The sequence below is a fragment of the Goekera deserti genome, assembly GCF_010685995.1.
GTDB lineage: Bacteria > Actinomycetota > Actinomycetes > Mycobacteriales > Geodermatophilaceae > Goekera > Goekera deserti.
This window is the reverse complement of the sequence record NZ_JAAGWK010000025.1, coordinates 154,950-173,813: the sequence shown is the minus strand read 5'-3', so window position 1 is coordinate 173,813 and position 18,864 is coordinate 154,950. Positions and strand designations below refer to the sequence as shown.

Genomic DNA, 18,864 nt, shown 5'->3' with positions numbered 1-18,864 from the left:
CGACTTGCATGTGTTAAGCACGCCGCCAGCGTTCGTCCTGAGCCAGGATCAAACTCTCCGTAGATGAATTTGCCCCAAGCCGAGAACCAAGAGTTGGCACTCTCGATCAATCAACCAAAGGAACCCACCCAGACCCACAGGCCCGGGATGGGGATTTGTTACTTGGCACTGACTTTCGGCACGCTGTTGAGTTCTCAAAGAGCGGACGCACACGAAACCCGACCCGAAGGCCATCGTCCGAAGCGGCTTGTCTGACGTTACGCCGTGCACGGCTCGCTGTCACACCCGGGGGTCTGACCAGCGGCTCCCGTGTCCTTCGACCCGGTCTCGCTCGGCGCAGAGAGAAAGTTACGCGGCGGGCCGGACCGCGTCAAGTCACGCTGGGCCGATTTCTCGCCGTGGAGCTCTCCAGCCGGTGTCGGCGTCGCGTCTTCGCAGGTCAGCGGCAGGCGGTCCCGTCGAAAAAGCGAGCCAGGTCACGCGCATGGAGCGCTTCCGTAGGCGTGTGGGCCCTTCGGGGATCAGAGCCCCAGCAGGGACTCGATGCCGACAGTGAGCCCGGGACGACCACTGATCTGACGGACCGCCAGCAGGACACCCGGCATGAACGACGCCCGGTCGAACGAGTCGTGTCGCAGCGTCAGCGTCTCGCCCGCCGCGCCCAGCAGCACCTCCTCGTGCGCGACGAGGCCGGTCAGCCGGATGGAGTGCACCGGCACGCCCTCGACGTCCGCGCCACGCGCGCCCGGGAGGGAGTCGGCCTCCCGGGTGGCGTCCGGACCCGGGGGCAGGCCGGCCGCCCGGCGTGCCGACGCGACGAGCCGAGCGGTCCGGGCGGCAGTGCCCGACGGCGCGTCGACCTTGCCGGGGTGGTGCAGCTCCACGATCTCCACCGAGGGGAAGAAGCGCGCCGCCTCCTGGGCGAAGCGCATGAGCAGCACGGCACCGATCCCGAAGTTGGGTGCGATGAGCACCCCGACGTCCGGCTTCGGCTCCAGCCAGCCGGCGATGGTCGCCAGCTTCTGGTCGTCGAAGCCCGTCGTCCCCACGACGCAGTGGATGTTCTGGTCGATGCAGAAGCGGATGTTGTCCATGACGACGTCGGGCCGGGTGAAGTCCACGACCACCTGGGCGCCGGCGTCGGCGACGTTGAACAGCCAGTCGCCGTCGTCAACCATCGCCACGAGCTCGAGGTCCTCGGCGGCGTTGACCGCGGTGCAGACCTCGACCCCCATCCGGCCGCGGGCGCCGAGCACACCGACGGAGGTCAGCGGCTGCTCACCGGTGGCGGGTGTTTCCGTCGGGGCGAGGGACGAGTCGGTGGTCATGCGGGGATGCTCCATCGGCGCGCGGTCCCGGTGCAACAGCGGACCGCTCGACCGGGTCAGCGTGGGCGTGACCTCGACAGGTCGACGCCGGCCCACGCCAGCAGGCCGAGCAGGACGCCGAGGCCGTCGGCGGCCCAGTCCAGCAGGCTGCGGGACCGGCCGACCACCGGCAGTGCCTGCAGCAGCTCCCCCACCCCGCCGTACGCCAGCAGTCCCGGCGCCAGCGCGGCCACCGGGACCCCGGCCCATCGCCCCGTCGCGGCCAGCACGGCGAACAGCACCAGGTGGACGACCTTGTCCACGCCCGGCGCCGACCCGGGCACGCCCGAGGCCGGCCAGAACAGGACGGCGAGGGACACCAGAATGGCGACGGCGAACGCGGCCCGGGCCAGCCGACGGTGCGGGCGGGACGGTCCAACCACCGGTGGTCCGGGTGCCGGCCGCGTCCCGTCAGAGCCGGTCGAGGTCCTTCTCCCGGTACGGGCCGACCACCGCCAGGCAGGTGTCCCGGGTGAGCAGGTCGGCGGCCACCGCACGCACCTGCTCGACGTCGACGTCGTCCAGCCGGGCGAGCACGCCGGGCACCGGGACGTACTCGCCGTAGGACAGCTCGCTCTTGCCCAGCCGGCTCATCCGTGAGCCGGTGTCCTCCAGGCCGAGCACCAGGCCGCCCTTGAGCTGGCCGATCGCCCGGGAGACCTCCTCGGGCGTGAGCCCGTCGGCGGCCACCGCGGACAGCTCGGCCCGCACCAGCCGCAGCACCTCCGACACCCGCTTGGGCGAGCACCCCGCGTAGACGGAGAAGCTGCCCGTACCGGCGTAGTGGGTCAGCGAGGAGCCGACGCTGTAGACCAGGCCGCGCTTCTCGCGCACCTCCTGGAACAGCCGGGAGCTCATCCCCCCACCGACGGCGGTGTCCAGCACCGCCGCGGCGTACCGGCGGTCGTCCAGCCGCCCCATGCCCACGCTGCCGAGCAGCAGGTGCACCTGCTCGGTGCGGCGGTGGATCAGGCCGGTCGACCGGGCCGGGGCGTCGAGCACCACGTCGGTGCCCTCCCGGACCGGCTCGGGTCGTCCCGCTCCCCCGATGCGGTCGCCGAAGGCCGCGGCGACCAGGTCGAGCACCTGCTGGTGGCCGACCCGCCCTGCGGCGGACACCACGATCGACGGCACCCGGTACCTGCTCCGGTACCAGCCGTCCACGTCGTCCCGGGTGAGCGCCTCGATCGTCTCGACGGTGCCGAGCACCGAGCGGCCCAACGAGGTGTCCCCGAAGAGCGTCTCGGCGAAGAGGTCGTGCACCGCGTCCGACGGCTCGTCGTCGCGCATCGCGATCTCCTCGAGCACGACCGTGCGCTCGGAGTCCAGGTCGGCCGCGGTGTTCAGCGCGTCGGTGACCAGGTCACCGAGCAGCGTCACCGCCAGCGGGAGGTCGCTGGCGAGCACGTTGGCGTAGTAGCAGGTGTGCTCCTTGGCGGTGAAGGCGTTCATCTCACCGCCCACGGCGTCCATGGCCGTGGCGATCTCCAGCGCGGTGCGGCTGCCGGTGCCCTTGAAGAGCAGGTGCTCCAGGAAGTGCGAGGAGCCACCCACCCCCGGTGTCTCGTCCCGGGAGCCGACGCCCACCCAGATGCCCAGCGTGGCCGAGAGCACCCCGGGCATCGTCTCGGTGATGACCCGCAGGCCACCGGGCAGCTCGGTGCGCTCCACCCGGCCGCCGAACTCGTCGACGTCGAGCACCTGGGTGAGGCCGACGGCGCCGCCACCGAGGGGGACGGCACCGTCGGCGTCGCCACCGCGGAGCGGGGCCGGGGCGGGCGCCTGCGCGCCCGCCCCGGTCCGCGGCCCGCTCGGGGAGCGGTTCTCAGCCGTGGTCACTCACCTGCAGCGGCTGCGGCGGGCTCGGCCGACTCGACCGGGGCCGAGTCGTCGGACACAGGCGCGACGGTGTTCTCCGCGCCGGCCTCGACCGGGACGAGGCTGATCTTGCCGCGGGCGTCGATGTCGGTGATCTCGACCTGCAGCTTGTCACCGACGTTGGCGACGTCCTCGACCTTGGCGATCCGCTTGCCGCCACCCAGCTTGCTGATGTGCACCAGGCCGTCACGACCGGGCAGCAGCGAGACGAACGCACCGAAGGCCGTGGTCTTGACGACCGTGCCCAGGAACCGCTCGCCCACCTTGGGCAGCTGCGGGTTGGCGATGGCGTTGATCCGGTCCACCGCTGCCTGGGCCGAGGGGCCGTCGGAGGCGCCGACGTAGATCGTGCCGTCGTCCTCGATGGTGATGTCGGCGCCGGTCTCGTCCTGGATCGCGTTGATCATCTGGCCCTTGGGCCCGATCACCGCGCCGATCTTGTCGACCGGGATGCGCACCGTGGTCACCCGGGGGGCGAACGGGCTCATCTCGTCGGGGCCGTCGATGGCCTCGAGCATGACGTCGAGGATGTGCAGCCGGGCCGCGCGGGCCTGGGTGAGCGCACTGGCCAGGACGTCGGAGGGGATGCCGTCGAGCTTGGTGTCCAGCTGGAGGGCCGTCACGAAGTCCTTGGTGCCGGCGACCTTGAAGTCCATGTCACCGAAGGCGTCCTCGGCGCCGAGGATGTCGGTCAGGGCGACGTACTCGGTCTTCCCGTCGACCTCGTCGGAGACCAGGCCCATGGCGATGCCGGCGACCGGGGCCTTGAGGGGCACACCGGCGTTGAGCAGCGACAGGGTCGAGGCGCAGACCGAGCCCATCGACGTCGAGCCGTTGGAGCCCAGCGCCTCGGACACCTGGCGGATCGCGTAGGGGAACTCCTCGCGGTCCGGCAGCACCGGCAGCAGCGCACGCTCGGCGAGCGCGCCGTGGCCGATCTCGCGGCGCTTGGGCGAGCCCACCCGGCCGGTCTCGCCGGTGGAGTACGGCGGGAAGTTGTAGTTGTGCATGTAGCGCTTGCGGGTGACCGGGTTCAGCGTGTCCAGCTGCTGCTCCATGCGGAGCATGTTGAGCGTGGTGACGCCCATGATCTGGGTCTCACCGCGCTCGAACAGTGCCGAGCCGTGCACCCGGGGCAGCACCTCGACCTCGGCCGACAGCGGCCGGATGTCGGTGACGCCACGGCCGTCGATGCGCACCTTGTCGCGCAGGATGCGCTGGCGGACGACCTTCTTGGTCACCGCGCGGAAGGCACCGGAGACCTCCTTCTCGCGGCCGGGGAACTGCTCGGCGAGCGCGGCCTTGACCTCGTCCTTGAGGGCGTCGGTGGCGTCCTCGCGCTCGGCCTTGCCGGCGATCGCCTGGGTCACGGCGAGCTTCTCGGCGGCGTGCGCCTCGACGATCGCGTAGACGTCGTCCTGGTAGTCCAGGAAGCGCGGGAAGTCGGCGACCGGCTTGGCGGCCTTGGCGGCGAGCTGGCTCTGCGCGTCGCACAGCGCCTTGATGAACGGCTTGGCGGCCTCGAGACCCTGCGACACGACCTCCTCGGTCGGCGCGGTGGCACCGCCGGCGACCAGGGCGACGGTCTTCTCGGTGGCCTCGGCCTCGACCATCATGATCGCGACGTCGCCGTCGGGCAGCACCCGGCCGGCCACGACCATGTCGAAGACGGCGTCCTCGAGCTCCGTGTGGGTCGGGAAGCCGACCCACTGGCCGTTGACCAGCGCGACGCGGGTGGCGCCGACGGGGCCGGAGAACGGCAGGCCGGAGAGCTGGGTCGAGGCGGAGGCGCCGTTGATCGCCAGCACGTCGTAGAGGTGGTCGGGGTCCAGGCTCAGCACGCTGATGACGACCTGCACCTCGTTGCGCAGGCCCTTGGCGAAGGTCGGGCGCAGCGGGCGGTCGATCAGGCGGCAGGTCAGGATGGCGTCCTCCGACGGCCGCCCCTCGCGGCGGAAGAACGAGCCGGGGATCTTCCCGATCGCGTACATCCGCTCCTCGACGTCGACCGTCAGCGGGAAGAAGTCGAACTGCTCCTTGGGCTGGCGGCCGGCCGTGGTGGCCGACAGCAGCGTGGTGTCGCCCATGGTGGCGACGACGGAACCGGCGGCCTGTCGGGCGAGCCGGCCGGTCTCGAAGGTGATGCTGCGGCTGCCGTAGCTGCCGTTGTCGATGACCGCGGTGGCGGTGAAGACGCCGTCCTCGGCGTCGATGTCGTGCTCGGTGGTGGGTGCGGACACGTCGTCCTCTTCCTGCGTCGCATGCGGCGACGCCCTCTTCGCGGCGGGTGCTGCGGCTGGCGCGGTGTGGCCGGCCTTCGATCGAAGCCCTCGGGTCGCCGGCCCCGCGGGGGGGGCCGGGCTCGTCCCGGGGGCCACCACCGAGGACCGACCCGGATGGGCCAGCCGGGTGTCCCGCCGGTTGCTCGTGCGACGGGTGCCGCACGAGAGAGGGGACCGTCCCGGTCAGTCCGGGTACGGCCCCCTCGGGTGGATCAGCGGCGCAGGCCGAGCCGCTCGATGAGCGACCGGTACCGGTTGATGTCGGTCTTCGCCAGGTAGTTCAGCAGCCGACGACGGCGGCCGACCAGCAGGAGCAGGCCCCGCCGGCTGTGGTGGTCGTGCTTGTGCATCTTGAGGTGCTCGGTCAGGTCACTGATCCGTCGGGTCAGCATCGCGACCTGCACCTCGGGGGAACCGGTGTCACCTTCGACCGTGGCGTACTCGGTCATGATCTGCTGCTTCGTCGCGCTCTCGAGCGCCATGCGTTGCCTCCAGGGCAGGTCACGTGTGGCCCCCGGTCTGTTCCACGGGGGCAGGGTGCACACACGTCGGGTGTGCCGACGGGGTCCCACGGTACCAGCGGGGGCGGCGCGACCGTCCGCTCGCGCCGGGAGGGACCCGTGCAGGCGCGACGCGGCGGCCCGGCTCAGGTCGGGGACTGCTCCTGGCGCCGGCGGCGTCCGGAGGACGGACGTGTCAGAGCCCGAGGACGGCGCGGGTGTCGGCGACGTCCTGTGCCATGGCGACGAGCAGCTCGTCGATGCCGGCGAAGGCGGTCATCGGGCGCAGCCGCTCGACGAACTCCACGCCCACGTGCTCGCCGTAGAGGTCGCCGCTCCAGTCGAGCAGGAAGGCCTCGACGGTGCGCCGGGTGCCGCTGAAGGTGGGGTTGGTGCCCACCGAGACGGCCGCCGGGTGGGACTGCAGGCTCTCCCCGGACCGGCCGCGCAGCACCAGGGTGCCGGCGTACACGCCGTCGGCGGGGATCGCGGTGTTCCTGGCGCTCTCCACGTTGGCGGTCGGGTAGCCCAGCTCGCGGCCGCGCTGCTCGCCCCGGACGACGACACCGTCGACGCGGTGCGGGCGGCCCAGCGCCCGGGACGCCGGGACCATGTCCCCCGCGGCCACGCACGCCCGGATGTAGGTCGAGGAGATGGTCACCTCGCCGTCGGTGGAGGAGTCGGTGGACAGGCCGACGCCCTCCACCGAGAAGCCGAACCGCCGACCCTCGGCGGTGAGGGTGGTGACATTGCCGGCGGCCCCGTGGCCGTAGCTGAAGTTCGCCCCGACGACGACGCCGGCCGCGTGCAGGTGCTCCACCAGCACGGTGTGCGCGAAGGTCTCCGGGCTGAGCCGGCTGAACTCGGGGGTGAACGGTACCACGCACATCGCGTCGACGCCCAGGTCGGCGATCAGCTCGGCCTTGCGGTCGGCCGACGTCAGGATCGCCGGGTGCGACCCGGGCCGGACGACCTCCGAGGGGTGCGGGTCGAAGGTGACCAGCAGGCAGGGCCGGCGCATGGCCCGGGCCCGCGCCACGGCGGTGCTGATCAGCTGCTGGTGCCCGCGGTGCACGCCGTCGTACATGCCGACGGTGACCACCGTGCGACCGAGGTCGGCGGGGGTGGCCTCCAGGCCGCGCCATCGCTGCACGGGGCCGCCTCTCTGCTCGGGGGTCGGTGGGGACGGGTGGTGCCGGGAGCCGGGGGGCTCAGCGGACCTGGTGCAGCCAGCCGTGCGCGTCGGCCGTGCGACCGTGCTGGATGTCCAGCAGGTGGCTGCGCAGCGCCATGGTGAGCGGGCCGGGGGTGCCGTCGCCGACGGTGAAGTCGCCGGTGCGGGCGCGCACCTGGCCGACCGGCGTGATGACCGCGGCCGTGCCGCAGGCGAACGTCTCGGTGATCGAGCCGTCCTCGACACCGCTGCGCCACTCCTCGACGTCGAACCGGCGCTCGGTGACCGTGTGGCCCAGCTCCCGGGCCAGGGTGATCAGCGACTCGCGCGTGATGCCGGGCAGCAGGGTGCCGGTCAGCTCCGGGGTGATCAGCTCGGCGTCGGCCCCGCTGCCTCGGACGAAGAAGAGGTTCATGCCGCCCATCTCCTCGACGTACCGCTTCTCGGTGGCGTCGAGCCACACCACCTGGTCGCAGCCGGCGGCGAGGGCCTGCTCCTGGGCCAGCAGGCTGGCCGCGTAGTTGCCGGCGCACTTCACGTCGCCGGTGCCGCCGGGCGCTGCCCGGATGTAGTCCTCGGAGAGGTAGACCGACACCGGCTGCACGCCGCGCGGGAAGTAGGCCCCGGCGGGGCTGGCGATGACGATGAACAGGTACTCGTGCGCGGGCCGGACCCCGAGGAACGGCTCGACGGCGAGCATGTAGGGCCGGATGTACAGCGTCTGGTCCGGGCCGGTGGGCACCCAGTCGCGGTCGGCGTCGACGAGTGCGTCCACGGCGGCGAGGAAGGACTCGGCCGGCACCGGGGGCATCGCCAGCCGGGTGGCCGAGCGGGCGAAGCGGGCGGCGTTCGCCTCGGGGCGGAAGGTGGCCACGGTGCCGTCGGGCTGGGCGTAGGCCTTGAGCCCCTCGAAGATCGACTGCGCGTAGTGCAGCGCGGCCGCGCTCGGGTCCAGCTGCAGGGGCGCGTAGCGGGTCAGCCGGGCGTCGTGCCAGCCCTCGCCCGCGCGGTACCGGGCGACCACCATCGAGTCGGTGAAGTACCGGCCGAAGCCGGGGTCGGCGAGCTGCTCGGCCCGCTCGGCGGCAGGACGCCGGGGCACGTCCTCGAGGACCAGCGGCACGCCCGCGGCGAAGGCCCGGGGCGAGGTACGACTGTCGGCGAGCGTGTCGGTCATGGCTCCCACTGGCAGGTGTCGGTGGGCACCGGGTCGACCCGGCGCCGCGGCCGGGGCGCCGGCGGTGCGGCGCCCCGTGCGGCCACCCTAGCTCGGTCGCGCGGGCACGGGCTCGCCGTCCGCGGCGTGGAGGGCGACGCGGTGCGGGCCGGGCCCGGGCGACGGCTCAGATGCCGCCGCCCACCCCGCCGCCCTGCTTCTCCGCCGCCGCGGCCTGCTCGATGACCTCGAAGTGCCAGACGTGCGACCCGCTCGCGGCCGGGGCGAGGGTGTCCCCACCGCCGGAGTGCGTGCGGTCGAAGTCCTGGCCGGACTGCCACGCCTGGTAGGCCTCCTCGCTGGCCCACCGGGTGTAGACGAGGTACTGGTCGGTGCCCGTGACCGGGCGCAGCAGCTCGAACCACTCGAAGCCGTCGGTGGTCTCCACGGCGCCGGCCCGGCCGCGGAACCGGCTCTCGAAGAGCTCGCGCTTGTCCTCGGGCATGCTCACCAGGTTGATCTTGACGACGCTCATGCCGGTCCCCTTCCCCGGCCGCGCACCGCTTAACCGGAGCGGGCAGGCTGGGGCCGTGGAGGAGCAGCGCACGCAGGACCTGGGCTTCGCCCGGCTGGACGTGGACCGGGAGGCCCGCACCGGGACCCCGGAGGTGGTCTACGCCGCCGGCAAGACCCCGGCGGAGACGGTCGCCTGCCTGGCCGGCCTGCTGGACGCCGGGCTGCCGCTGGCCTGGGCGACCCGGGTGGACGCCGCCACGGCGGCCGCGGTGCGCGAGCGCTGGCCCGACGCCCTGCTCGACGACGACGCCCGCTGCGCCTTCGTCGGCTCGCTGCCCGAGCCACGCGGCCGGGTGCTGGTGCTCACCGCCGGGACGTCGGACGGTCCGGTGGCCGCTGAGGTCGCCGCCACGCTGGCCGCCTGCGGGGTGGGCTGCCGGCGGGTCGACGACGTCGGCGTCGCCGGGCTGCACCGGGTGCTGGCGGTCGCTCCGGAGCTGGGGACCGCCGACGCCGTCGTGGTGGTGGCCGGGATGGACGGCGCGCTGCCCAGCGTGGTCGCCGGGCTGACCGACCGGCTGGTGGTCGCGGTGCCCACGTCGGTCGGCTACGGCGCCGCGTTCGACGGGCTGGCACCGCTGCTGACCATGCTCACCGCCTGCGCCCCCGGGGTGCTGGTGGTCAACATCGACAACGGCTTCGGCGCCGGGGTGGCCGCCGCGCGCATCGCCCGGTCGGCGCACGCGGGCCGGCACGCGGCCCGGGGCCTGGACGGCCTGGACGGCCCGGACGGCCCGGACGGCCCGGCTCAGCGGTAGCGGACCGGGTCGGGCAGCAACTCGTTCATCGACCCGGAGCGGAAGCCGCGCGGGTCCAGCTCCACCCGGTCGAAACCGGTCACCACCGCCAGCAGCTCCGGGCGGCCGGCCAGGGCGCCGAGCAGCTCCCGGTCGACCTCCACCCGGGCGGTGTCCCCTCCGTCGGGGGCGCCCAGGTCACGGACCCGGAGGTCCCGCACCGGCAGCCCGGCGTCGGCCAGCGCGGCGCGCAGGGCGACCTCGGCGGCCTCCACCCGGGCCAGCCGCTCCGCCGACACCGGGACGCCGTAGGCGATCCGGCTCGCCAGGCAGGCGGCAGCGGGCTTGTCCGCCAGCGGCAGGGCCCACCGGCGGGCGGCGGCCCGGACGTCGTCCTTGGTGAGGCCGGCGCCGGCCAGCGGTGCCCAGGCCCCGCGCTCGGTGGCGGCGCGGATGCCGGGGCGGAAGCCGGCGCGCACGTCGTCGGCGTTGGTGCCGGTGACCACGTCGGTGATGCCCAGCCGGCCGGCGACCGGCCCGAGGACGTCGATCAGCTCGGCCTTGCAGAAGAAGCACCGGTCCCCCGCGTTGGCCCGGTACCCCTCCCGGGCCAGCTCGTCGGTGCGCGGCTGCTCGTGCCGCACGCCGAGGCCGGCGGCGAAGGCGGCGGCGGCCTCCCGCTCGGCCAGGGGCAGGCTCGGGGACACCGCCGTGGCCGCCACCACGCGGTCCGCACCGAGCGCCCGGACGGCGGCGGCGAGCACCACACCGGAGTCCACGCCGCCGGAGAACGCGACCAGCACACCGGGCAGGGGTGCCAGCCGGTCGTGCAGGGCGGCCAGCTTCCCGTCCAGGCCGGGGTCGGGCAGCACGCTCATGCCCCCGAGGCTGTCACAGCCGGCGGGCCGGGGTCAGCCGGCGGGGAACCCGACGGTGACCTTGGCCCGCGGGCCGGCGTCCTCGACGAGGGCGACCAGCCGGCCGTCGGGGCCGACGGCGGCGTGCAGGCCCGGTGCGCCGGTGGCGGGGACCCGCTGGCCGTGCACGAGGGCCTGTGCCTGCTCGGCGGTCACCATCCGGGCGGGGAACACACTGGTGGCCGCCTCGGTCAGCCCGAGCACGCCGTGCCCGCCACCGGCGGCGAGGGCGGCACCGGCCACCTCCACCTCGGCGGCCTGGTCGGTGCTGAACGGTCCGGACCGGGTGCGGCGCAGCGCGGTCAGGTGGCCGCCGACGCCGAGCGCGGCGCCGACGTCCCGTGCGATCGCCCGGATGTAGGTGCCGGTGCTGCAGCGCACGGTGACGTCGACGTCGAGCAGCGCGGGGGTGGGCCGGCCGAGGCGGTGCACGTCGATGCCGTGCACGGTGACCGAGCGCGGCGCGAGCTCGAACTCCTCCCCCGCCCGCACCCGGTCGTAGGACCGCCGGCCGTCCACCTTGACGGCGCTGACCGAGGACGGCACCTGCTGCAGCGCACCGACCTGCCCGGCCAGCGCGGCCCGGACGGCGTCCTCGGTCACCTCGGCGGTGGACGCCTCGGCGAGCACGTCGCCCTCGCGGTCGTCGGTGACCGTGGACCGGCCGAGCCGGATCGTGGCCTCGTAGGTCTTGTCGTGGCCGGACAGGTGACCGAGCAGCCGGGTCGCGGCGCCGACGCCGAGCACCAGCAGCCCGGTGGCCATCGGGTCCAGCGTCCCGGCGTGGCCGACCTTGCGCACCGAGAGCACCCGGCGGGCGCGGGCGACGACGTCGTGCGAGGTCATCCCGGGGGCCTTGTCCACCAGCAGCAGGGCGGGCGGGACGTCGGCGTCGGGGGTGCGGCGGCGCTGCGGCGGGCGCGGCCGGCGGGGCGGGCGGCCGGTCGGGGCCCCGTCGTCCGGGGGCTGGTGGTCGGGGGTGCTCATGCGCTCACGGTCGCAGGTGCGCCGGTCCAGCGGTCACCGGCCACCCGCAGCAGCACCCCGACCAGCCGCAGCACCACGAAGAGGGTGAGACCGGTCCACACCCCCGCCAGACCCCAGTCGAGCGGGCCGGACAGCAGGGACAGCGGCAGGAAGCCGACGAGCGCCGAGCCGATGGTCAGGGTGCGCAACCAGCGCACGTCACCGGCGCCCATCAGCACGCCGTCCAGGGCGAACACCACGCCGGCCAGCGGCTGCATCAGCGCCAGGAACCACCAGACCACGCCGGCCTGCGCGAGCACCGCGGGGTCGTCGGTGAACAGCCCGGGCAGCACCGGACGCAGCAGGAGCAGCAGCCCGCCGACGAGCACCCCGGTGCCGAGGCCCCACAGGGCGACCGCACGGGCGGTCTGCCGGGCCCGGTCCGGGCGGCCGGCGCCCAGCGCGTGCCCCACCAGCGTCTGGGCGGCGACGGCGTACGCGTCGAGCACCAGGGCCAGGAACAGCCACAGCTGCAGGGCGATCTGGTGCGCACCGAGCTCGGCCGCCCCGGTGCGTGCGACCACCCCGGCGGCGACGAGGAACGCCAGCTGCAGCACCGCGGCCCGCAGCAGCAGGTCGCGGCCGAGCACCAGCTGCGCCCGCACCGCGCGGGGCTGCGGGCGCAGCGGCACCCGCTCGGCGAGCAGGGCGCGCAGGAACAGCGCGGCGCTGACCGCCTGCCCGGCCACGTTCGCCACCGCGGAGCCGACGAGCCCCAGGCCGACGACGTGCACCAGCAGCGGGCACAGCACCAGGCTGACCAGGCTGCCGGCGACGACGAACACCACCGGGCGGCGCAGCTGCTGCACCCCGCGCAGCCAACCGTTGCCGGCCAGCGCGACCAGCAGCAACGGCATGCCGAGGCAGGCGACACGCAGCCACTGCTCCCCCGCCGCGGCGACCGGGCCCGCGCCACCGGCCAGCGCCCGGGTCAGCGGGCCGGCGAGCAGCTGGAAGAGCACGACCACCACCACGCCGAGACCCAGCGCCAGCCAGGTCGCCTGGACGCCCTCGGCGACCGCCCCGGCCCGGTCACCGGCGCCGGCGCGGCGGGCGGCGCGGGCGGTGGTGCCGTAGGCCAGGAAGTTGAGCAGCGCCGCGGCCCAGCCGAGCAGGCCGCCACCGACGGCCAGCCCGCCCAGGGCGAGCGTGCCGAGGTTGCCGACGACGGCGGTGTCGACGAGCAGGTACAGCGGTTCCGCGGCGAGCACGGCCAGCGCCGGTGCCGCCAGCGCGGGGACCGAGCGGGCCACCGACCCGGCGTCGTCGCGGGGCCGGCCACCCGCGGCGGGGCTCAACGCAGGTCGGGGACGGCACCCGGACGCGGCGCGGTGCCGGCGGCCGGCAGGGCACCGAGCTCCGCGCGGACGGCGGCGATGGTGCCCTCACGGTCCCGGTGGCTGGTCAGCCCGGCGGCGAGCCGGTGACCGCCGCCGCCCAGGGCACCGGCGACCCGGGACACGTCGGTGCCGCCGCGAGAGCGCAGCGAGACCGACCAGCTGCCGTCGTCCTGGCCCTTCAGCACGCAGGCGACGTCGGCCTCGGCGGTCGACCGGACGATGTCGACGAGCGCCTCCAGCTGGTCGGCGGCGACCCCGTGCTCCGCGGCCTCCGTGGTGCTGGACCAGGTCCAGACCAGGCCGTGGCCCACGTCGGGTTCCAGCCGGGCACGGCCCGCGGCGGCGGCCACCAGCCCCAGCCAGCCGAACGGCGCCGTGTCGAACAGCCGCCGGCTGATCGCGGCGTGGTCGATGCCGGTGTCCAGCAGGCGGGCGGCCAGCTCGTGGGTCGCCGGGGAGGTGTTGCCGAACCGGAAGGACCCGGTGTCGGCGGTGAGCCCGGCGTACAGGCAGGTGGCGATCTCCGCGTCCACGGTGACGCCGAGCCCGTCCAGCAGGCCGGCGACGAGCACCACCGTGCCGGCGGCGCCCGGGTCGACCAGGCGCACCTCACCGAAGCCGGGGTTGCTGGCGTGGTGGTCGACGACCAGGGAGGACCTGGCGCTGTCGAGCAGGCCGGCGAGACCACCCAGCCGGCCGGGGGACGCGGCGTCCAGGCTGACGAACAGGTCGGGCGCGGGCGGCACCCGGTCCGGTGGGGTGAGGTCGGCGGCACCGGGCAGCCACGCCAGGGAGTCGGGCAGCACGAAGGGCGCCGGGAAGGTCGTCACCACGGTGGCACCGCAGCGGCGCAGCCCGGTGGCGAGGGCGAGCACGCTGCCGAGCGCGTCCGCGTCGGGCTGGACGTGCCCGGAGAGCACCACGGTCGCCCCGTCGGCGGCTGCCGCGCGCAGCAACTGCACGGCAGGCGACCCGGGGCCGGTGTCCACCGGCGGCCAGGTGCCGGTGGCCGGGCCGGCGGCAGCGCTCACCGGGTCAGGCCCCGGCGCCCGGGGTCTGGTCGGTCTCCTCGCGGACCCGCCCACCGCCCACCGGGTAGCTGCTGCCGTCGGCCGGCTCGTCGGCGGCGATCGAGGCGGTCTCGCCGATCTGGCCGTCCTTGCCGCCCCGGGTGGGGTCGGCGCCGGGCGCCGGCGTGGACCGCCCGCCCAGGGTGCTGCGGTCGCCGTCGTCGGCGGGGCGCTGCGGGTCGGGGTCGACGGCCTCGGTCACGGGACGCTCCTGGGCTCGAGTGCGGCGGTGTCGGGGGTGGTCCGACCCGCGACGTGGTTGTGCTGGTGGTCGCCGAGCACGTGCTCGGGGTCCCGGTCGGCGGCGTCGTCGAGGTCGTCGTCGTCCTCGGTGTCGACCGCGGGCTTGCGGTAGGGGTCGGCCTCACCGGCGTACTGCGCGCCCTCACGGGCGCGGGCCAGCTCGGCGTCGGCGTGCCGGGCCCGTTCCAGGGCCTCCTCCAGCTCGCGCGCGGTGTCCGGGACGATGTCGGCGACGAAGGTCAGCGTCGGGACGAACTTGATCCCGGTCTGCTTGCCGACGGTGGAGCGCAGGACGCCGGTGGCACTGGCCAGCGCGGCGGCGGAGTCGGCGATCTCCTCGGTGCTGCCGTAGACGGTGTAGAACACCGTGGCCTCGCGGAGGTCGCTGGTCACCCGCGCGTCGGTGATGGTGACCATCCCCAGTCGGGGGTCCTTGATCTGCATCTCGAGCGTGCTGGACACGATCTGGCGGATGCGCACCGCCAGCCGACGAGCCCGAGCCGGATCAGCCATCGGATCGGTCCTCTTCTCTCAGGACACCCCGGGGGGGGCGTCGGACGGACGACGACGCCGGGTGGGTGCCGGCGTCGTCGTGGATCAGTCGCTGTCGCTGTCGCTGAAGAGCTGCCGGTGCACGGAGAGGAGGGTGATCTCCGGCCGGCCGGCGATGAGCCGCTCGCAGGCGTCCAGGACGTCGGTCACCTGGGCGGCCTCGCCGGCGACGGTGGCGACCCCGACCTGCACACGGCGGTGCAGGTCCTGGTCGCCCACCTCGGCCGCCGCGACGGCGTACTTCTTCTGCAGCTCCGCCACGATCGGCCGGACGACCGACCGCTTCTCCTTCAGCGAGTGCACGTCCCCCAGCAGCAGGTCAGCGGTCAGTGAACCGGTGAACACCGATGTGACCTCCTCGACGTGAGCCCGGAAGGGCCGGCTGGACGGGACGGGTGCCCGGAGGTCGCCCCCCACCACCCGCCCGCCCGCGGCCGGCCCCGTCGTAGGGGCCCGCCGCGAGCTCGCGCGCGGTGGGGGGAGACGCGGTCCTCCGTCAGTCGCGCGGCTTCTCGCGCAGCTCGAAGGTCTGGATGACGTCGTCGACCTTGATGTCGTTGTACGACCCCAGGCCGATGCCGCACTCGTAACCCTCGCGGACCTCGGTCGCGTCGTCCTTGAAGCGGCGCAGCGACTCGACGGTGAGGTTGTCGGCCACCACCGCGCCGTCGCGGACCAGCCGCGCCTTGGAGTTGCGCACGATCGTGCCCGAGCGGACCAGCGAGCCGGCGACGTTGCCGATCTTGGGGACTCGGAAGACCTCGCGGACCTCCGCGGTGCCCAGCTGGACCTCCTCGTAGACCGGCTTGAGCATCCCCTTCAGCGCGGCCTCGATCTCCTCGATCGCCTGGTAGATGACCGAGTAGTACCGGACGTCCACCCCCTCGCGGGCGGCGAGCTCGGTGGCCTGGCCCTCGGCCCGGACGTTGAAGCCCAGGACGATGATGTCGTCGGCCAGCGCGAGGTCGATGTCGCTCTTGGTGATGCCGCCGACGCCGCGGTGGATGACGCGCAGCGAGATGTCGTCGTCCACCTCGATCTTCATCAGGGCCTCCTCCAGCGCCTCGACGGTGCCGGAGTTGTCCCCCTTGATGATCAGGTTCAGCTCGCGGGTCTCGCGCAGGGCCGCGTCGAGGTCCTCCAGGCTGACCCGCTTGCGCATGGAGGCGTTCTGCGCGTTGCGGATGCGGGCCTGGCGACGGTCGGCGATCTGCCGGGCGACGCGGTCCTCGTCGACGACGAGGAACGTGTCACCGGCCCGGGGCACCGACGTCAGGCCGACGACCTGGACCGGCCGCGAGGGCAGGGCCTCCTTGAGCTTGTTGCCGTGCTCGTCGAGCAGCGACCGGACGCGGCCGTAGGCGTCACCGGCGACCAGCGAGTCGCCCTGGCGCAGCGTGCCGCGCTGGACCAGCACCGTGGCGACGGGGCCCCGGCCCTTGTCCAGCTTGGCCTCGATGACGACGCCCTGCGGGTCCTGCTCGGTGTTCGCGCGCAGGTCCAGGGAGGCGTCGGCGGTCAGCAGGATCGCGGCGAGCAGGTCGTCGAGACCGGTCCGGGCGGTCGCGGAGACGTCGACGAACATCGTGTCGCCGCCGTACTCCTCGGCCACCAGGCCGTACTCGGTGAGCTGCTGGCGGATCTTGGCGGGGTTGGCCCCCTCCTTGTCCACCTTGTTGACCGCGACCACGATCGGCACCGAGGCGGCCTGGGCGTGGTTGAGCGCCTCGACCGTCTGCGGCATGACGCCGTCGTCGGCCGCCACGACCAGGACGACGATGTCGGTCACCTTCGCGCCACGGGCACGCATCGCGGTGAACGACTCGTGGCCCGGGGTGTCGATGAAGGTGATCGGCCGCTCGTTGTGCTCCAGCTCGGTGACGATCTGGTAGGCGCCGATGTGCTGGGTGATCCCACCGGCCTCCTTGCCGGCCACGTTGGCGTGCCGGAGCGCGTCCAGCAGCTTGGTCTTGCCGTGGTCGACGTGGCCCATGACGGTGACGACCGGGGGCCGGGACTCCCAGTCCTCCTCGTCACCCTCCTCGTCGCCGAAGGTGAGGTCGAAGTCCTCGAGCAGCTCGCGGTCCTCGTCCTCGGGGCTGACGACCTGGATGACCCAACCGATCTCCGCACCGAGCAGCTGGAGCGTCTCGTCGCTCACCGACTGCGTGGCGGTGACCATCTCACCCAGGTGGAACAGGGCGGTCACCAGCGCGGCCGGCTGAGCGTTGATCTTCTCGGCGAGGTCGGTCAGCGAGGCGCCGCGGGGCAGCCGGACGCTCTGCCCGTTGCCACGGGGCAGCGAGACGCCGCCCATGCTCGGCGCCGCCATGGAGTCGAACTCCTGACGCCGCTGCTTCTTGCTCTTGCGCCCACGGACCGGGCCGCGACCGCCGGGACGGCCGAAGGCACCGGCGGTACCGGCACCGGAGCCACCGCGACCGCGCCCACGGGCACCGCCGCCACCACGGAAACCACCCGCGGGAGCGCCGCCACCGGGGGCACCGCCACCGCCACCGGGACGGAAGCCACCGCCACCGCCGCCGGGGGCACCGCCACCGGGACGGCCACGGCCGGCCGGGGCGCCGCCGGGGCGACCGCCGCCGGCGGGCCGGCCGGGCATCATGCCGGGCGAGGGCCGCTGCGGCATCATGCCGGGGTTGGGACGGGGGCCGCCGGAACCGGGAGCCGGACGGGGACCGCCCTGACCCGGGCCGGGGCGCGGGCCGCCGGCACCGGGTGCGGGACGGGGACCGCCCTGCGCCGCGGCCGGACGGGGACCTGCCTGGCCGGGGCCGGACTGGCCCGGCCCGAACTGCCCCGGACCCTGCTGGCCGGGAGCGCCCTGGCCGGGACCGGCCTGACCCGGCGCACCGGGACGTGCCGGCGCCGGGCGGGGCGCACTGGAGAACGGGTTGTTGCCCGGACGCGGCGCCGGCCGGGGGCCGGGGCGCGGTCCGGCAGCCGCCGGGCGCGGGGCGCCGGGGGCCTGGCCACCGGCCGGACGCGGAGCGCCGGGAGCCTGGCCACCGGCCGGACGCGGAGCGCCGGGAGCCTGGCCACCTGCCGGACGCGGGGCGCCCGGACGCGGGGCGCCGGACTGCGGAGCCGGGGCACCGCCCGAGGGCGCGGCGGCCGGACGCGGTGCCGGACGCGGACCCGGGGTGGGCGCACCGGGCCGCGGGCCGGACGGCGCGGACGCCGGGGCGGTGGGCGCCGATGCGGCCGGGGCCTGGGGTGCCTGCTGCGGAGCCGGTGCGGGGGCAGCCGGGGCCGGGGCAGCCGGTCGCGGGGCGACGGGTGCCTGAGGGGCCGCGGCGACGGGCGCCGCGGGAGCCGGGGTGGCCTGCGGAGCCGGGGCGGGCGGGCGGGGTCCGGGCCGAGGGCCGGGACCGGGCACGCCGGCCGGACGGCCGGAGCCCTGACCACCGGTGGAGCCACCGGGGTACGCCTCACGGAGCCGGCGGGCCACGGGGGCCTCGACGGTGGAGGACGCGGACTTCACGAACTCGCCCTGCTCCTTGAGCTTGGCGAGCACTGTCTTGCTGTCGATACCGAGCTCTTTCGCGAGCTCGTGTACGCGGGCTTTGCCTGGCACGGGTCTCCTCTGGTGAGGCCGGCGGCTTGCCCGCTCGACCTCTGCGTCAGTGGTACACGGTCATCGTTGCGACTTCACAGGTGGCTCATCCGACGACGTCCTGCTCTCGACGCGCGGACCGGCCGGGTGCCGGTCCGACTGTGGTGGTGCGCTCCGTCGTTGCTGGTGTTCATCTCGCCCTCCGGGCACGGACGGGAGCGGGTCTGTCGACTCGCCCCCGAGATGGGCCCGGAGCAGGCCGGTCTCCAGTGGAGCGCTGCTGCGCAGTGCTCGGACGAAGGCCCGGCGACGCTCGGCTGCGTGCAGGCACTCGAGCGAGGGGTGCAGTGACGCACCCCGCCCGGGCATCCGGCGCCGGGGGTCAGGGGTGAGCTGACCGCCCCGCGCGACGACACGCACCAGATCGGTGACCGGGGCACGGCTCCGGCACCCCACGCAGGTGCGGACC

At 74.6% G+C, this 18,864-nt stretch carries 18 protein-coding genes, 1 rRNA gene and 1 pseudogene; 1 reads left to right on the top strand and 19 read right to left on the bottom strand.

Translation table 11 applies throughout. The features are described 5' to 3' along the window. The 9 genes from G1H19_RS17835 to G1H19_RS17795 form a co-directional block, all read right to left on the bottom strand. A 16S ribosomal RNA gene (locus G1H19_RS17835) occupies nucleotides 1–64 on the bottom strand; the annotation flags it as partial. A gap of 457 nt (nucleotides 65–521) precedes the next feature. Next, nucleotides 522–1,328, bottom strand: a complete 807-nt coding sequence (dapB, locus tag G1H19_RS17830; RefSeq protein WP_152728151.1) for a 4-hydroxy-tetrahydrodipicolinate reductase — start codon at nucleotides 1,326–1,328, stop codon at nucleotides 522–524. A 56-nt stretch (nucleotides 1,329–1,384) separates the two neighbouring features. Continuing rightward, a complete protein-coding gene (locus tag G1H19_RS17825) occupies nucleotides 1,385–1,750 on the bottom strand; it encodes a VanZ family protein (protein WP_162393544.1) in 366 nt (121 codons plus the stop codon). Between the two features lie 28 nt (nucleotides 1,751–1,778). Beyond that, complete coding sequence (locus G1H19_RS17820; protein ID WP_162393543.1) at nucleotides 1,779–3,206, bottom strand: M16 family metallopeptidase; 1,428 nt, start codon at nucleotides 3,204–3,206, stop codon at nucleotides 1,779–1,781. Then, nucleotides 3,203–5,485, bottom strand: a complete 2,283-nt coding sequence (locus G1H19_RS17815) for a polyribonucleotide nucleotidyltransferase (protein ID WP_174278111.1) — start codon at nucleotides 5,483–5,485, stop codon at nucleotides 3,203–3,205. The genes G1H19_RS17820 and G1H19_RS17815 overlap by 4 nt, the downstream gene beginning before the upstream one ends. A gap of 254 nt (nucleotides 5,486–5,739) precedes the next feature. Then, nucleotides 5,740–6,009 (bottom strand): 30S ribosomal protein S15, encoded by a 270-nt coding sequence (gene rpsO, locus G1H19_RS17810; RefSeq protein ID WP_152728153.1) that lies wholly within the window; start codon nucleotides 6,007–6,009, stop codon nucleotides 5,740–5,742. A 214-nt stretch (nucleotides 6,010–6,223) separates the two neighbouring features. Next, nucleotides 6,224–7,180, bottom strand: a complete 957-nt coding sequence (locus tag G1H19_RS17805) for a bifunctional riboflavin kinase/FAD synthetase (protein WP_162393542.1) — start codon at nucleotides 7,178–7,180, stop codon at nucleotides 6,224–6,226. A gap of 58 nt (nucleotides 7,181–7,238) precedes the next feature. Further along, nucleotides 7,239–8,378, bottom strand: coding sequence for a branched-chain amino acid aminotransferase (locus G1H19_RS17800; protein ID WP_152728155.1), 1,140 nt, complete (start codon nucleotides 8,376–8,378; stop codon nucleotides 7,239–7,241). Between the two features lie 166 nt (nucleotides 8,379–8,544). After that, entirely contained in the window at nucleotides 8,545–8,892 is a 348-nt protein-coding gene (locus G1H19_RS17795) for an antibiotic biosynthesis monooxygenase family protein (protein WP_152728158.1), read from the bottom strand. Nucleotides 8,893–8,947: 55 nt separating this feature from the next. On the opposite strand from G1H19_RS17795, the gene larB reads away from it, so the two are divergent. Continuing rightward, entirely contained in the window at nucleotides 8,948–9,691 is a 744-nt protein-coding gene (gene larB, locus G1H19_RS17790) for a nickel pincer cofactor biosynthesis protein LarB (protein WP_235928377.1), read from the top strand. Here the strand turns inward: larB and larE are convergent. From larE to G1H19_RS17745, 10 genes and pseudogenes are all read right to left on the bottom strand, one after another. Beyond that, on the bottom strand, nucleotides 9,682–10,548 hold the full coding sequence (gene larE, locus G1H19_RS17785) for an ATP-dependent sacrificial sulfur transferase LarE (protein ID WP_152728162.1): 867 nt from the start codon (nucleotides 10,546–10,548) through the stop codon (nucleotides 9,682–9,684). The two genes, larB and larE, sit on opposite strands and share 10 nt — an antisense overlap. 33 nt (nucleotides 10,549–10,581) lie before the next feature. After that, nucleotides 10,582–11,574, bottom strand: coding sequence for a tRNA pseudouridine(55) synthase TruB (gene truB / locus G1H19_RS17780; RefSeq protein ID WP_152728164.1), 993 nt, complete (start codon nucleotides 11,572–11,574; stop codon nucleotides 10,582–10,584). Further along, entirely contained in the window at nucleotides 11,571–12,911 is a 1,341-nt protein-coding gene (locus tag G1H19_RS17775; protein ID WP_152728166.1) for an MATE family efflux transporter, read from the bottom strand. The genes truB and G1H19_RS17775 overlap by 4 nt, the downstream gene beginning before the upstream one ends. Then, the gene (locus G1H19_RS17770) at nucleotides 12,908–13,984 is read right to left on the bottom strand and encodes a DHH family phosphoesterase (RefSeq protein ID WP_235928371.1); all 1,077 of its coding nucleotides are present in this window, start codon (nucleotides 13,982–13,984) and stop codon (nucleotides 12,908–12,910) included. The genes G1H19_RS17775 and G1H19_RS17770 overlap by 4 nt, the downstream gene beginning before the upstream one ends. A gap of 4 nt (nucleotides 13,985–13,988) precedes the next feature. Continuing rightward, nucleotides 13,989–14,225 (bottom strand): hypothetical protein, encoded by a 237-nt coding sequence (locus tag G1H19_RS17765; protein WP_152728168.1) that lies wholly within the window; start codon nucleotides 14,223–14,225, stop codon nucleotides 13,989–13,991. Then, complete coding sequence (gene rbfA, locus G1H19_RS17760; protein ID WP_152728170.1) at nucleotides 14,222–14,779, bottom strand: 30S ribosome-binding factor RbfA; 558 nt, start codon at nucleotides 14,777–14,779, stop codon at nucleotides 14,222–14,224. The genes G1H19_RS17765 and rbfA overlap by 4 nt, the downstream gene beginning before the upstream one ends. A gap of 84 nt (nucleotides 14,780–14,863) precedes the next feature. After that, entirely contained in the window at nucleotides 14,864–15,163 is a 300-nt protein-coding gene (locus G1H19_RS17755) for a DUF503 domain-containing protein (RefSeq protein WP_162393541.1), read from the bottom strand. Nucleotides 15,164–15,314: 151 nt separating this feature from the next. Then, complete coding sequence (infB, locus tag G1H19_RS23500) at nucleotides 15,315–17,150, bottom strand: translation initiation factor IF-2 (protein WP_235909441.1); 1,836 nt, start codon at nucleotides 17,148–17,150, stop codon at nucleotides 15,315–15,317. A 1,125-nt stretch (nucleotides 17,151–18,275) separates the two neighbouring features. Beyond that, nucleotides 18,276–18,416: pseudogene (locus G1H19_RS24155) on the bottom strand (translation initiation factor IF-2 N-terminal domain-containing protein); the annotation flags it as partial. Between the two features lie 60 nt (nucleotides 18,417–18,476). Next, on the bottom strand, nucleotides 18,477–18,851 hold the full coding sequence (locus tag G1H19_RS17745; RefSeq protein WP_268896005.1) for a YlxR family protein: 375 nt from the start codon (nucleotides 18,849–18,851) through the stop codon (nucleotides 18,477–18,479). Nucleotides 18,852–18,864: the final 13 nt, after the last annotated feature.

Excerpts from the sequence above, each read along its gene's own strand:
- dapB (WP_152728151.1), bottom strand. The coding sequence starts at position 1,328 with ATGACCACCGACTCGTCCCTCGCCCCGACGGAAACACCCGCCACCGGT.
- infB (WP_235909441.1), bottom strand. The coding sequence starts at position 17,150 with ATGGCGGCGCCGAGCATGGGCGGCGTCTCGCTGCCCCGTGGCAACGGG.
- rpsO (WP_152728153.1), bottom strand. The coding sequence starts at position 6,009 with ATGGCGCTCGAGAGCGCGACGAAGCAGCAGATCATGACCGAGTACGCC.
- larE (WP_152728162.1), bottom strand. The coding sequence starts at position 10,548 with ATGAGCGTGCTGCCCGACCCCGGCCTGGACGGGAAGCTGGCCGCCCTG.
- G1H19_RS17795 (WP_152728158.1), bottom strand. The coding sequence starts at position 8,892 with ATGAGCGTCGTCAAGATCAACCTGGTGAGCATGCCCGAGGACAAGCGC.
- rbfA (WP_152728170.1), bottom strand. The coding sequence starts at position 14,779 with ATGGCTGATCCGGCTCGGGCTCGTCGGCTGGCGGTGCGCATCCGCCAG.
- truB (WP_152728164.1), bottom strand. The coding sequence starts at position 11,574 with ATGAGCACCCCCGACCACCAGCCCCCGGACGACGGGGCCCCGACCGGC.
- G1H19_RS17800 (WP_152728155.1), bottom strand. The coding sequence starts at position 8,378 with ATGACCGACACGCTCGCCGACAGTCGTACCTCGCCCCGGGCCTTCGCC.